This window comes from Bacteroides salyersiae, from assembly GCF_031172035.1.
GTDB classification, from domain to species: Bacteria; Bacteroidota; Bacteroidia; order Bacteroidales; family Bacteroidaceae; genus Bacteroides; species Bacteroides salyersiae.
On sequence record NZ_CP133452.1, the window covers coordinates 3715065 to 3730948 of the forward strand.

The 15884-nt window shown below is 42.0% G+C and carries 7 protein-coding genes; 5 read left to right on the forward strand and 2 right to left on the reverse strand.

All coding sequences use genetic code 11. From position 1 onward, the window contains the following. Position 1 precedes the first annotated feature (1 nt). The 5 genes from RB604_RS13780 to RB604_RS13800 all read left to right on the forward strand — a co-directional run bounded on the left by RB604_RS13780 (position 2) and on the right by RB604_RS13800 (position 8864). Positions 2-1042 (forward strand): T9SS type A sorting domain-containing protein, encoded by a 1041-nt coding sequence (locus tag RB604_RS13780; protein ID WP_005932567.1) that lies wholly within the window; start codon positions 2-4, stop codon positions 1040-1042. Between the two features lie 142 nt (positions 1043-1184). Then, positions 1185-2993, forward strand: a complete 1809-nt coding sequence (locus RB604_RS13785; protein ID WP_227096892.1) for a T9SS type A sorting domain-containing protein — start codon at positions 1185-1187, stop codon at positions 2991-2993. 77 nt (positions 2994-3070) lie between these two features. Further along, positions 3071-5110, forward strand: a complete 2040-nt coding sequence (locus RB604_RS13790) for a DUF2264 domain-containing protein (RefSeq protein ID WP_005932561.1) — start codon at positions 3071-3073, stop codon at positions 5108-5110. Between the two features lie 51 nt (positions 5111-5161). After that, positions 5162-7171 (forward strand): glycoside hydrolase family 88 protein, encoded by a 2010-nt coding sequence (locus RB604_RS13795; protein WP_229103574.1) that lies wholly within the window; start codon positions 5162-5164, stop codon positions 7169-7171. 460 nt (positions 7172-7631) lie between these two features. After that, complete coding sequence (locus RB604_RS13800) at positions 7632-8864, forward strand: hypothetical protein (protein WP_229103575.1); 1233 nt, start codon at positions 7632-7634, stop codon at positions 8862-8864. A 10-nt stretch (positions 8865-8874) separates the two neighbouring features. Here the strand turns inward: RB604_RS13800 and RB604_RS13805 are convergent, their stop codons facing one another. Together RB604_RS13805 and RB604_RS13810 are read right to left on the reverse strand one after the other, a co-directional pair. After that, positions 8875-11814: a PD-(D/E)XK nuclease family protein gene (locus RB604_RS13805; RefSeq protein WP_007480689.1), complete on the reverse strand. Its 2940-nt coding sequence runs from the start codon at positions 11812-11814 to the stop codon at positions 8875-8877. 75 nt (positions 11815-11889) lie between these two features. Then, on the reverse strand, positions 11890-15513 hold the full coding sequence (locus RB604_RS13810) for a UvrD-helicase domain-containing protein (RefSeq protein ID WP_055294556.1): 3624 nt from the start codon (positions 15511-15513) through the stop codon (positions 11890-11892). Between the last annotated feature and the right edge of the window lie 371 nt (positions 15514-15884).

The window sequence follows — 15884 nt, forward strand, 5'->3', positions numbered from 1 at the left end:
TATGAAAACAAAATTATCTTTTTTAATTGTAGCGATTAGTGTTTGCATGAGTGCATTGGCAGTAGAAGTTCCTGCTAAATTATTTGTGCGTGGTACAGCTTTGGCCGAATCTTCCGTAGCAATGGAGATGAAACGTATCAATGAAGATTTTCCAAAGTTCTATATGGGCGAGGGAAGTATCAGTAACACTTATGAATTGTTTACTGCATTGAAAACAGGTAGTTATGAATTTGCCACTTCGGCTGACGGTGGTGCTTTAATTCAGGCTGCCACAATCACAGTGGACGGTGGAGAGAGTTTGGTTCCATATCGTATTCGCGTTAATTTTGACGAAGCAACGCCGGTGGTATCCGTACTCAAAGTGGATGAAGTTATTTTGTGGGCGCCTTCTAAAAAGTATGTTATAACGAATTTGGAGTATGTAGGTAATTCAACGTTCTACAACGACTATGTTGAATATATCAAAGCAGATTGGGGAGACGAAAGATATCGCATCCGGGTTTATACGGAAGACGGAGAATATACGACTTATGGATATAAGTTGAGAGCTGTTTCGGCTCCTGATAATGATAGTAATGAAGATGAAAAATTACCGGGTTATTTTGATTTGTATACCACTACCAATATTGAGGGCTGGGACGAAACGATAGACGGAGAAAAATTCTATGGCAGCGAATATAAATTATCTGTAAAACGCAGAACAGCCAATCCGTTGCTTCCTTTCAGCGTGAAAGTTATTTTTAGCACTTCTAAAAATTATACACACGAGCTGAGAGATTATGATCCTACTTCTATTCGTGAAAACAAGATGCAGAATGTGAATATTTATCCTACTATAATTGACAACAGCACCACTGTGTCGGTTGCCGAAGGTGCATTTTCTGTCGAATTTGTTTCTATAACCGGTGTGTCGGTGCTGAAAGTCAATTCTTCCGGAAATGTATTGAATTTGGAAGGATTGGATATGGCAAGTGGAATGTATCTGGTAAAAATTGTTCAGGATAACAACGTTTTATCAGTGAAACGTGTGATTAAATTGTAAAAGTGAGTGGGGAGAAGTTGTGGAGATATACAGCTTTCTCCCCTTTTGTGTTTTACGAATTGTAAAACTGGTTTTTATATTTGTAACAATGTCTAATACTCTTCTTCCAAGATTTCAGGAAGAAGCACAATCATTATTTATTATGGAACGATTTTATAAAAAAAGTTTGATTTTTTCTCTTCTCCTTATCGGAATATTCCAGTTTGTATTTGCTCAGAACGGTACCTATTCAAAGCGGTATTACAAACAACAGAAGGTTACGTTCAACAGACCGAATGGAGCCTATACCAATCAATTACTTTTAGAAGATTTTGGAAATGGCAAATATTACACGGATCGTGACCACGCGACAATCGTAGACAGTACTTATCAGATAAAGTTTAAAAAAGGATGCAAGGTTGGCGGCACGGGGGCGGCTGTGATTGTGAGTACCCCCAAGCTAAAGCAGTATACAATGGAATATCTTATTAAATATGATAACAATTTTGAATCGGGTTTGCACGGCAAGCAATTTGGTTTTAATTTAGGAGTAGGGTATTCGGGAGGGGCTTCTGATGCGGCTACGAAGAATGGTGACGGAGGAAGTGTACGTCTGCAGTTTGATGCACACGACGATTGTATTTCTAATCAGCTGTATGTTTATTATTCGGATATGACCACAGAATACGGTTGTAATCCCGGTGATCAGAAATATGATATGCAACGGGGAGTATGGAATAAGATAAAACTGACTGTCACTATGGAAACTTCTTATGAAGCTAAAGACGCCCGTATTGAAGTGTGGTGCAATGATGAAAAGAAAATAGATGTGACGGGGCTTTCTCTTGTTCGCAAAGATGAGCATCGTTTGATAACCGGTATTTGTTTTGAGTCGTTCCCCGGGGGCGGAGGTATCTATCCTACACATGATAATTATCTTTATATTGATGATATGACTTGGTATCCCGGTGAAGATAATGAAGCCTTTAAAAGTACTCCCAATGAATTGTATATGAGAGGGGATGCATTAGCCGAGTCTCTTTCTCCCTTGAAAATGCAGCGGATAGTGGAAGGTTTTCCTGAAAGTTATAATGGAAATTTAGTAACGAGCAATACTTTTGAATTGATTACATCGTTGAAAACCGGAAGTTATTCGTTCTCTGCTTCGGAAAATGGTGAAGATAAAATTCAATCGGAAGACATTACAGTAAATGAGACAGAAGGCGTTCCGGTTCCTTATCGGATCCGGGTAAATTTTGATGATGATATTCCATCGGTTACGATGGAGAAAATAACCGGAGCCGTATTATTTGCCCCTTCTAAGAAATACATAATAACCGATTTGAATTATACTGGAAACTCCACTTTCGAAGTGGAGAATCTCCAGTATAACGGTTCTACGTGGGGAGATCCGAGATATCGTATCCGACTTTATCTGGAAGATGGTTCTATGGCTACTTACGGATATATGAAAGGTAGTATTTCTGCTCCGAATGATGATAGTAATTCATCCGGTTATTTTGAACTGTTTCCAACAACCAATATCGATGATTGGTTTGAAACGATTGATGAAATTAAGTATACGGGAAATGAGTTTAAATTGTCTTCGAAAAGAAGAGGGGAGGGGTATGATTTGGCACCGTTTAATATGAAGGTAGTTTTCAATCCTCTTGGGAATTATTATCATGTCATAAGCGATTATGTAGATACTCCTCCTGTAGGCATTGCCGGAGAGCGGGGGAAGGATATTAGAGTTTATCCAACTTTTTTTGATAAATATATTATGATCCAAGGTGATGAGGATGGAATGTCGGTTGAATTATATAATGTATCCGGAAATAAATTGATACAAACCTATACCGGAACTTCCATTTGCCGATTAGAGAATCTGGATATTCCCAGAGGGGTTTATCTTTTGAGAGTCTCGACCCGGAATAATGAGACGGTGACAAGACGTGTAATCAAGTATTGATCTCTTTCTTCTTAATTAAATAAAGATTCGGGTATTGAAATAAGCCCTATTTAAAAATTGAATAAAATTGATAATTTATGCAGCTCTTCTTCTTAAATGGTGCTATCAGCTTTTCTCCTAAAAAGATAGGTTGGCTTCTGGTTTTTCTTTTAATGGTTCATCATACAGTATTGTGTCAGGATTCCAATCGACCGGTTCATATTTTTACGCTGGATACTCCCGATTATACTCATAGTCCATATACCGGAATGACGCGGAAACATTGGATAGATGCGGCGAAATACATGCTTGAGGGAGCTTTCGGCTATATTCATGACACAAATGATGCAATGAAATTTCCCAAACAGAAAGGCAAGAGTTATCCCAATAAGGAAGAACAAATTCCCACAGAGAAATTAGAAGGACTTTGCCGCACATTATATATTGCCGCTCCTTTATTAAAAGAAAATCCCGGCCTGGTTCTAAATAATATAAAGGTCGCAGATTATTACAGACAACAATTAGTGAATATTATCACTCCGGGGCATCCGAGCTATATATCTCCCCGGACAAAGAATGCCATCTCTCAGAATCTGGTGGAATTTGGAGCTTTATCCATATCCTTGTTTTCAATACCCGAAATCTTATGGAATCCCTTGTCGCAACAACAAAAAGATGCATTGGCTCATACCATGTTGAGCTATGCGGATGGTCCTACTGTACCGTCTAATTGGCGTTTCTTTAATTTGTTTGTATTTAGCTTCTTTAAAAGTGTGGGATACGAGGTAAATGAACCGCTTATGAAGAAGTTTCTGGATCTGTCTTTGGCCGATTATCGGGGTGAAGGATGGTATATAGACAATTCTTCTTACGATTATTATAGTATGTGGGCTTATCAGATGTATGGTCTTCTTTGGAGTGAATATTTCGGAAAAGAAAACTATCCGGAATATGCGAAACGCTTTATAGATAACTTTAAAGAGATGACCGGGACGTATCCGCTCATGTTTGGACGTAACGGGCAGATGATAATGTGGGGACGCAGTATTACTTATCGTTTTGCAGCCGTTTCTCCATTTTCTTTGGCGGGATATATGAATGATGATTCTGTAAATTATGGTCATTTACGTCGTATTGCTTCCGGCACTTTGTTGCAATTCCTTCAGAATCCGAATCTGCTGGCGGATGGAGTGCCTACCTTGGGGTTTTATGGTGCTTTTGAACCGGCAATTCAAGGATACAGTTGTCGTGGCAGTGTGTACTGGATGGGAAAAGCTTTTTTAAGCTTATTATTGCCGGAATCCAATCCTTTTTGGTCGGCTCAGGAAAATGAAGGCATTTGGGGTACGAAAGATCGGAAGAATCCGGTTAAAAACACATTCCAGAACGGTGCAAAGATTCTCATCACAGACTATTTGGAAAGCGGTATCAGCGAAATTCGTACCTCAACGGAGATGCCGGCCAATGCGCGTGAAGATTGGAGATATTCGGAAAACTATAACCGGTTGTCTTATAGCAGTGAATTTCCATGGATGGCAGATGGAGCGAATGGCGAAGTGGCAATGAATTATACTTTTAAGAAAGCGGATGAAGGATGGAAAGCATTGTCCGTGTATCGATTTAAGCGTTTCGAGCAAGAGGTATATTATCGGGAGGCTTGGTTGAGAAACGATACCGACATCGAATTTCAATTGGCTGATATATTATTGCCTGATGGTGTTTTGCGCGTTGATAAAGCTATGTCCGTGAATCCGGTTGAAGCCCATCTGGGGCATTATGCTCTCCCTCACCTGACAAATACGATAAAAGAAAAAACGATTAAGAAGCATGGGTATACGGCCTATGTGATAGAAAATGAAAAACATCAATTGGCAATGGTACCTTTATATGGATGGAAAGAGGTTGGTTTCGAACATACTTCCGGATTGCATCCCGAAAGTGACGAATGTACGGTGCTGAATGCAAAAGAAATTTTTACCGGTGAGAAGATATTTGTTACACTTCTATTATGGAATAAAGCAGGAATGAAAGTCGATAATAAACGACTTTTCCCGGTAAAGGATGTACTTGTTTCGCACGATAAGAAAAGTGTTACAGTTTTGTTGAATGACGGTACTCGGAAGGAAGTAGTATGGTAAAGGAATGAGCAATATAAAACGGATAAGGGAATGTTGAAAAGAGGTATATCAATGATAGTGGGAACTCTGTTGTCCATGTGTTATATAGTTGCTTCACCATTTTTGCCGACTAAGACAGAGATTATAGAAACGGGAAAACTGGTGAATGGTTATTGGATCAAAAATCATTCGCAAGGAGGGAATAATGATTGGGCAAGGTCTGTTTATTATGTAGGGAATACCTGTTTCTATAAATATTTCCCTAAAGCGATTTACTTGGAATATTCTACGGCATGGGCCGAAAGTCATCATTGGAAATTGAGAAGTTCTGGGCCAGATCATGCCGATGCCCAGGTTTGCGGACAGGTTTACTTGGATTTATATCAGTTGGATGGAGAAAACCGGACTAATAGAATTGCCGCTATCAAAGAAGGCATTGATAAAATGGTAACAAGACCCGATGTTGACGACTGGTGGTGGGTAGATGCTTTGTTTATGTCGATGCCTGTTTTTACTCATTTGGGCGTTTTATACAATGATGATAAGTACTTCGATAAGATGCATGATTTATACTCTGTTACGAAAAGGAATTTATATAACCCGGAGGATCATTTGTGGTATCGTGACAAAACGGTAAGCCATGTGACGCCGAATGGCAAAGCTTCTTATTGGTCGAGAGGGAATGGATGGGCATTCGGCGCTTTGGCTCGCGTGTTGGATATGTTGCCAGTGAACAGTGTGTACAGAACTGAATATCTGACGGTATTCAGAGATATGGCTGTCTCATTGAAAGAGTGCCAGCGGGAGGATGGCTTTTGGAATCCAAGCCTGATTGATCCGGAGGACTACGGAGGGCCGGAGGCAAGCGGCACGTCTTTGTTTCTTTTCGGATTATCCTGGGGAGTCAATCAGGGGATATTGGATAAGGACATTTATATGCCTGTCATTGCGAAAGCATGGAATGGATTAACGGCTTTGGCTGTGCAGCCCGATGGGTTACTTACTTATGTACAAGGTGTTGGTTTCAAGCCATCATCAAATCCTGCTACTTCTGCTTCCACGGCAGATTTTGGAGTAGGTGTTTTTTTAATGGCTTGTGCGGAGACGGCAAAACTTGCTTCCGGAAGTGTGCCTGCGGTTTCAAATTTTGATATAGTAGATCTAAGAGCGACTGATAAAAATAGGATTCTATTAAGATTTAATCAGGAAATAGAGGATGTGTCTGCTCTTTCAATTTCCAATTATGAGATAAATAATGCCGTTAAGGTAAAACGGATAGAAAAGGAAAATGCCAGATCGATTGTATTGGTTACCAGCGATCTGTTTCCTGCAGATTACCGATTGAAAGTGCATAATGTGAAGAGTAGAGCCGGTGAGTCTTTGGATGCCGGTGCATGGGCTTTTTTTGAATATATGGGGATTCATTCTGTTACAGCCAGTGATTATCAGAATGGGACTACAAATACACCGGATAAGGTGACGGATGGTGATATGTCCACTCGCTGGTCCTCGGAAGGGGTAGGCAGGTGGCTTTTGCTTGATTTGGGAGAAGAGAGAGTGCTTCATTCCGTTCGTCTTGCTTTTTATGAAGGGAATACACGGAAAAATTATTTTAAGATAAGTTTATCTCTTGATAATGTATGCTTTGAAGATGTATATCAAGGGGAATCAAGTGGCACGACAGACCAATTGGAGAGGTATGACTTTAACGATAAAAAGGCTCGTTACGTTAAGATAGAATTTAATGGGAATAGTAAAAGTAAGTGGAATAGTGTGTTAGAAGCCAGAGTCGGGACGTCAGAATCTGTTTTGGGGCTTTTACGTAATCAGAATTCTCTTTTTTGTATTATTACAAACTCATTGCAAGAAGGCCGGCTGGTAATCTTGACGGAGGAGGGTAATCACTTCCAGAGATTAGAATTATCAATTATAGATATGGGAGGAGCTTGTGTTCATCATCAGGCCTTTATAAATACTGATAATATAATAGTAATAAATGATTTATACCTTATGAAAGGGATGTATATTTGTTCGGTTGCCTTTGGTAAAAGAAGAATGTCTCAGTTACTGGTTATTGCATAAATCGGGGGAACAGGATGCTCTGTTTTTATGCATCGTGCAAAGCTCTCTTGGACACGGTGCTTAGTTATACTTAGCACGGTGCATACGGATTGTATGGATAGTGCTTGGCGATGGTAAGCACCATGCTTACCATCGCCAAGCACCGATTTGTTAAAACCTGAAATGCATCGTATCTTTTTTTTAATATAAAACATAGCTTTATAGTTATTTATTGTTACCTTTGAATATTGTTCAACCAAATGTGAATATTATGAGAAATATTACTATTCTATTATTGATTTTATCTTGTGTTTTTGCTGGCCATATACAGGCACAAACTGAATTCTCAAAAACAGGAACATAATGGAAAGTAAATCGTTTTTGCTATGGTATATGGAACGATACATATATTAATGATGATTATTTTTATGAATTAGGGACAGATACATTGCTTGGAGATAAGAATTGTAAGAAACTGTATTTGGACAAGGTACTCGTTGGAGCTTTTTTAGAAGAAGATCGTAAAGTGTGGTATTATCCATTTCAAGAATATGTAAATATTCCGGATAGAGTACTTTTATATGATTTCTCTAAAGAGGAGGGGGATAAGATTGAATCTTATAGGATTCCTTGGAATATAGGTGGTAATTTGTCGTATTGTGATTTTTTTGATGAACCTATAACATTGACTGTGGAGGATGTTTATTACGAATGTGGACGGAAAATAATGGTAGTTAGCGCTTTAGCTGATTATTATTGTAGAGAAGATGCATGGATTGAGGGTATTGGCAGTCCGTCAGGATTTTGGGGAGCTTATGAGGTAGCTGCAACCGATGGTGTTAATAGGAACACAAGTCTTGCACAGGTATTTGCCTCGGATAAATCTGTTCTTTATTATAAAGGACAGGTTATTAATCCCGATTATCAATCAACTTTTCTTAGGCCGGGCAAGACTTGGGAAATTCAAACTCCGTCGAATAGTATCGATAAGATAAGTATTGGAGAACCTCGGATGATAAACGGCTATCCGAGCTATCCGGTGTATAAAGGTACATATCATTATGATGGTGGTTATTTATATGATGTAAATGGGACTATTTACTGGCTTTTTGGTGGCTATTATGATGATTTACTGGATTGTGATCAATATCTTTATTCATTTGATTTTTCCGAAGTTGATCGCATATATCTTTGTGTATCCCATAATGTCAATATGGTATACTATGTTCCTCCGACGTATGAACCTTATACGGTTACCCGGACAGATCGGATACAGTGCATGGGAAAATCGCTGAAACGCATTGTTTTGGAAGGAAAGATTAAGCATGTATGGTTGGAAGATGTCGGTTCATTGAACTTACTGTTGTATTTGGAAGGTTCTGGTTATCACTGGGATGCTTCAGAATATAAGCTATTGCGTTGCTATGTTGGCGATGAGGTCATTTATGATAGCACCGATTTTCCCGATGGAATAGAAGGCATAGGTGCTTCTGTACCGACTTATTCAATTGCTGATGGTAAATTGATGGTGCATAATGCTTCCGGATATCGTCTTTCCTTTTATAATTTATCCGGAGTCGAAGTATATAGCCAAATCCTTTCGGAAACAACAGAAACAGTTCCCCTTCCTGCTTTTTCTACTACGATATTGATTGGTAAATTGCAGAAAGGGGATGCAGTGATCTCTTTTAAAATAGGAGAGATTGGAAAATAAGAGCGCTTTTTCATCTTTTGCATAAAGCACGGAAGTCGCAGTATTCGCAGGCCTTCGTGTTTTCTGTTTGTGTAAAGGGTGTTTCCGCTCCGAATATTTCTTCCAGTAACCTCTGTAACCGCTCCCGGAACTCATCTTCAAAGAAGGCGAAGTTATTTACGGGTATTTTGGGTTTACGGGGTTCGCCTATCTCAATGACCGGAGAGTAACTTTCATTGGCTGCCCGATGAATGTAGAGTAGGGCAGGAGCTACTTTCAGTGACTGCTTTCTGCTCATGATGGCAGCGTACAGGAATGTCTGGAAAATATAATTAGGCCTCCCTTCGGCGGGGATGAATAACTGCTCGATATTGGCCGGTGTCTTGGGACTTCCTCCGGTTTTGTAGTCCACAATCCGGAGAGTGTCTTCTTTACAATCCATGCGGTCTATCGTTCCGCCTATTTTGATTTTGATGGTTCCTTCCGGTGTGTTTATTTCCAACGGTTCTTCTACGGGTTCTTCCATTCCTGCCATGGAGAAAGGTGCATAGGCCAGATCATTGCGCAATAACTGGCGAAGGTAGGAACTGATTACCTTTGAATTGATCAACTGTACTCCGTTGTATTCGGGGCGTTCGTCAAGGGGGACGTGGAAGAATTCTTCTTTAAATGCACGGTCTACATATCCTTGAATGCGGACATCATCCCGTAACAGGCGTTCTAAATCCTCTTTCCGTATCTCTTTTCCGTTAGCACTTAATTCGCCGTATGCCAATTCTGCCGAGCGATGGAAAATGGTACCGAACAGTGCGGAATCGATCTCTGCACTTACTTCATCCGGTGCTTTCAATCCGGCCACATGACGGTAATAGAATCGCAGGCTGCAATCCAGATAGGCATTCAGGGCCGATGGAGAGAGCGGGAGCGCCTTCGGATTCTGATTGAAATTATACCTGTTCAGCATGCGGCTTCGTATTGCAGGCGTTTTCTCGATCGTTATCTCCCGGCTTTTTTGAGGAGACTGACCGGCTTCAAGGAATTCGTAACTGGTTTCGTGTGGCCATTCTACAAGGAACTGTAACATAAAGCGTGACCACTCTCCCCGGTTCAGGCCATCGGAAGAACTATTGTATATTAACGTGATATTTTCCGCCCGTTGAATCAGACGGTAGAAATAGTAGGCATATACGGCATTCTTATGCTCGATGGTGGTCATCCCGAAGGCTTTGCGGAGATTGTAGGGGATGAAAGAGGACTCGCCTCCGCCTTTGGGCAGTTGGCCCTCGTTGAGTGATAGCATGATAAGGTTACGGAAATCGAGGTTACGGGTTTCGAGCACCCCCATTACCTGCATACCGATGGCCGGTTCGCCGTGAAAAGGAATGTTGGCGGCGGCAAGTATGCGGTTGAGCAGACGTTTCAATGTGTCTATCCGTACTTGAAGTTCATCATTTTCGATCAGATTGAGCAGCCGGTTCACCATCGTGAAGCTCTTAAACAGGGATTCCCGGTAGAGCTGGTTGAAGATGTCCTCCTGTCCCGATTCCTGCCGGTATAGGATAGAGACCTCCTTCAATAGTTCTGTGATGTACAGGCACAGTTCACGAATACCGCTACGCGGTGTAAAAAGCAAGGAGAGGAAATCATCCTGTTTCAGTTCCGTGGGTAAGGGATAAAAACGATTGGTACGGGTCAGTTCTCTTTCCAAAGGTTCCGCTTTGGAGGAAAGCTGACGGGTATAGGGATGCTTTAATATGGCCTGCACTTCTTCATAGCTGTAACGCCCGGTTTCCATCCGGTAACCGGTGGTTTGTAGCTCGACGGCTGCATTGATAAAGCTATATACCGGAGTTTGCGCCAAAGGAAATCCCATGGTAATGTTGACATTCTTCACCTCTGCCGGGATAGAGTGGAGGACAGGAAGTAGCAGTGATTCATTGCAAAGCACCACTGCATTTTCTTTTTCTGAATCGGGGGTAGAGTGTTCCCGTGCCAGTCCTCTCACCCATTCGGGTAGGTAACGGGCTTGTGCATTTTCCGTAGGGGAGGAGATGAAGCGTACTTTCTTGGGGTGGCGCAGGCAATCGAAGACTTCTTCCGGAAGTTCATTAGGGAATAACTTCATGTTACGGAGGATAAATTCACCGGCTTCGTGTTTCTGTTGGGGCAATCGGGTATAGAAAATGTCATAATCCCAGTAGAAAAGCGCCTTGCCGGCATCTTGCAGAATGGAGAAGAAGCGGGTTTCCACCGTGTTGAGCACATTGAAGCCGACAAATACATATTTGTCATAGCGGAGCGTGTCTGTGTCGAGTGCTTCGATAACGTTGCGGTAAAGCATCCCTTCATAGGCTATGCCTAATGTTGTAAGCCGTGAACGGTAATTGCGGTAAATATCACCTAATTTATCCCAAAGAGAAATAAATTTCTCCTTTAGCTCCGTATGCTTCTCTATGGAGAAGTTTTGAAAGAACTGTCGGATGGCGCTTTCTTGTTCTTCATCGAGAAAGTCGAAATCATCCATGATGTTTTTTAAATCTTGCAGGTTGGTAAAAAGCTTGTCGGCATCTACCAGATTCTTGTCTACATCATCAAAGTCGCTGATGAGCAATTCTCCCCAGAAATAAAAGTCGTCCAGTGATTCTTCACTTTTAGTCTCTTCGCGAAAGACCTTATACAACTCACAAACTAACCGGATGGGATCACCTAATTTCTGTATGGATAATTGTTGAAACAATTCGCTGATACTGATATATGCGGGCGACCAGATAGGGCGATCGGATTGCGCAGCCAAGTGTTCATTGAAAAACAGACTGGCACGTTTATTTGGAAAAACGATGGCTACCCGTGAGAGATCGTTGCCGATTTTACTATGGAGGTCTTGAGCGACCAGTTCGAGAAAGGTAGGCCTCTCCCCCGACCCCTCTCCGTGGGAGAGGGGGGAGTGTGTCTGATTATTGGAGTAGGGCATGTTAGGGTTATATATAAAGAGGTTTATTATGATGTTTAATTATAAGAGTCATACATTCAAAGAAATATTAAGAGTCTATGTCTCTTCGTTATTGGAAGCAATAAGAATATTCTTGATCTGTTTAATCACTGTTTCCGGATTATCGATCACTTCTTCATTTTTAAAACGTATCACCTTGTATCCTAAAAGCGACAGTCTTTCCGTACGTTCCCGGTCTTTCAGAATTTGTTCAGCAGTCAAATGGTAGTCGCCATCCAATTCAATAATCAGTTTAGATTCAAGACAAGCGAAATCTGCTATATAATTATCAATGACTTGCTGCCGTCTGAACTTATATCCTAACTGTTCTCGTCGAAAATATTCCCATAGAACCCGTTCGGCATCTGTCGGATTTAATTTGTTTTTCTTCTGCAACTCTTTCAAGTAATTATAAGAGTTCAAGCATGCAGTCTTGTATGTAGGCTCCAGCTTCACCTCCACCACTTTCCCCTTTTCCCATCCGGAGTCAGTATCTTCTCCCCCCTCTCCTGCGGAGAGGGGCCGGGGGAGAGGCCCATACCACAAATACCCCCTGATATTACTGTATCCCATCTTCGTCAGTAATTGCATGTATCCCTGCACCTGCTTGTTGTACTTCTTGTTCGGTTTACCGAATTTGAAGTCCACCACCACTACTTGCCCGTCCTGCATCATTACCCTGTCCGGTCGGCGGGTTTGCAACACCCCGTCTTCCTTATATATAATGGCACATTCATTGAACAATTGCCAGCGTCCCGAATACCAATCTTGTATTTCGGGCATGGAGAAAGCCTTATGAGTCACTTTCCGTATCTCTTCTTCCACTTTGCGGCTACCGATAACGCCTTCGAAGATCAGTCTTTCTATGGCCGTATCAATGTCTTTTTCCGTTTCAATAGCCGAGAACAGGGTATGTAGCAAGCGTCCACGGTTGATAAAACGGTCTTCCGACTCTTCTTCATCTATTCCTTTGATAAAGTCTGCCGAGCGGTTGGACTGCCGGAATTCAATTTCGTGCCGCATAGATTCCATGCTTACCGGGAGTTTGTCCGGCTTCCGCGTCAACTTGTTGGTCGAAACTTTTTCTTCTTTCTTCGAAGAGGGGCAGAGTTCCCCTTGTTCATAGGGCTCGTCTTCGTTCCAGTCAATTCCGTTCTTACGGGCTACTTCGGGCAATGCTGCCGTCAGTAGTTCGGACATTGTTCCCTTTTGTCCTTTCCGGCTCCATACAATCAGATTTTTTCCGGCACGGGTAAAAGCCACGTAGAGCAGATTCAGATTATCTACCCATAACTGCAAGCGTTCCTGCTGATAGTCTTTCTGATAGACGGAAGCACCCATTTGTGCGGAGTAGTTCACCGGCACAATATCCAGTTCATTGAAAGGGGCTTCTTCCGGAATACACCACACGAGCTGGTTATTGGTCTCATTCTCCAGTTTCCAGTCGCAGAAAGGCAGGAGTACCGTATGAAATTCCAATCCTTTTGATTTGTGGATGGAGAAGATGCGGATACCTTCCATCTCTCCACTGGGGATGGTTTTGCCGCATAGCGTCTCTTCCCAAAAGCGGATAAAGCCGTCCAGTTCGGATGAGTTGCTTTGCAGATAATCCGTCACTGCATCGAAGAATGCGAAAAGATAGGCATCCTGATCGCTGATACGGTTCATTTCGAAAAGGCTGAAAAGCTCTTCCAGTAACTCATAAAGCGGCATTAACCTTAATATCCCTATCTTTTTAATGAATGCTTCGGGCAATAGCGTCTCTGCCGGAGCGGTTAGCAGGTTGTCCAAGCTGCCTTCGTATCCTTTTATCTGCAACTGATAATTGGTAATAAGCGAAGCCCGGGCAATCCGGTTCTCCGGATCGGAGAGATAACGCAGGGCATCTATCATCATACAGATAGCCAATGAGGCATCCAGGCGGAAGGCTTCATCGGATACGATTTTGTATTGCAGTGTTTTGTCAAAGTAATCGGCAATGCGGGGAATGCTTTTGTTTTTGCGCACGAGAATGGCAATGTCATTGAGCTTTACTCCGGAGTTCTGTAAACGTTCCACCTCTTCGCCCAAGCCGATAAGCGTCTGTTCGGTGTAATCATGCTCTTCATCCGGTTCGAGAAAGGATACTTTGACATACCCTTTTTTCTCCTCTTTGGGAGATTCCTGCGCCACATCGGAATAGGCTTTTTGCAGTGCTTCGCAATCCGTCTTTAACTCCTCTTTATAGACTGCATTCAGATAGTTTACCGCCGATGTGAATATTTCGTTGTTAAACCGGATAACATCGGTTTCGCTTCTACGGTTTGTTTTCAGGGTTTCTACCCGTATCGGGAAGTGTTCTATGCGGTCGTTCAGCCCGTTGAGTATTCCCCAATCGCCGTTTCTCCAACGATAGATGGATTGCTTTACATCTCCCACAATCAAGCTGTCTGCTCCTTGTGAAAGCCCTTCCAATAGCAGTAACCGGAAGTTTCCCCATTGCATGCGGCTTGTGTCCTGAAACTCATCTATCATTACATTCCGGATGTTTGTCCCGATTTTCTCGAATACGAAAGAAGAGTCGCCATCCTTTACCAGTTGATGGAGCAAGGCATTGGTGTCCGATAATAAAAAGCGGTTGTTCTCCCGATTGAGCCGGCGTACCTCTTCGTCTATGTTTGCCAGCAGTTGCACCTTGTTCAGGTGTTGCATGGAAAGCCGGCAACTGTTTACTATCTTATTATTTTTCGAACGGAACTTCTCTGCTTCATTCAATAAAGGCATGAGGCTTCCGGAAGCTAATTGAAGAATGTCCTGATAGCGTGGCGAGCTTTTAGCCGCCCAGTTTTTCTCATCCGTCAGGCACTTTTCTACTGTTGCATTGCGTATGTCATCGCCCAATATGCCATTATTGAGTTTGCGGAAATAACTTCCTATGCCGCGCGAACCGTTCTTCAGATCGTCTGCATTGAGGGCATGTCCGTCCAGTTCTCCTTCAAACTGATCGTAGAATCCCTTCATCTGTTCGAGTGCTTCCGTTTCCATCTCTTTCAGTTCACGACGGTAGTTTTTGATGAGTCCCGGATTCTCAATCAGTTTTTGCCGGAGTCCTTCTCCTTTCTCTATATATCCCTCATCGAAGATATTCCGTCCGAAACTTTTCACCTCGTCCGATACGTTCCAACGTTTGTCGTCTGCAATGCGTTCGTTGATATAATCCAGCAACCATGCCAATACGGGGGAAGTAGGGCCTAACTTTTCGATCATGCTATCCACGGCATCGCTCAATACTTCCTGGTTGTTCAATTCGATATTCAGGTTGGGGCTTAGCTCGAGTTCACGGGCGAGGTTTCGCATCACCGACTGGAAGAAAGAGTCGATTGTCTCTACCCGGAAGCGACTGTAATCATGCAGCATATTGGTCAGTGCTACTTTAGCTGCTTCCCGCACTTCTTCCACCGGTTTTCCTGTTTCTGCGATAATCCGTTTCAGATAGGCATCCGAGTCCTTGTCCCCTTTCCAGATACCGTAAAGCTGGCTGAGAATACGCTCTTTCATCTCTGCTGTCGCTTTATTGGTAAAGGTCACGGCCAGTATTTGCCGGTAAGCACGAGGGTTGAGAATGAGTAGTTTGATGTATTCCACGGCTAAGGTAAAAGTCTTACCGGAACCGGCGGAAGCTTTATATACTAAGAGTTCCATACGATGTTTATTTGAGACAAAGATAGCTTAAATCTTTATACTTTACTGCCATGTGGATGTAAAAATAGTACCAATATATGTAATGCTGCTTTATAATATATGTAATATTACTTTATAATATATGTAGCGGAGTATTATATGTATCGCAAAGTATGCTTGGGTCTGTTTTTATACTTTGTTTTCCGGAAAGTATGTTAAACAGTGAACAGAAAACGTGCGTCTTTGAATAAAAATGCAAGCAAAATTCGGTTTAATTAAGAAAAAACGTCAAAAGTTGTCGCGTTTAATTATTCATATTGATAGTTTTATTATCTTTGTAGCCCCCTTTTATTCTTTGAGTAGAATAAAGAGTAACAGTGATAATTGATAGA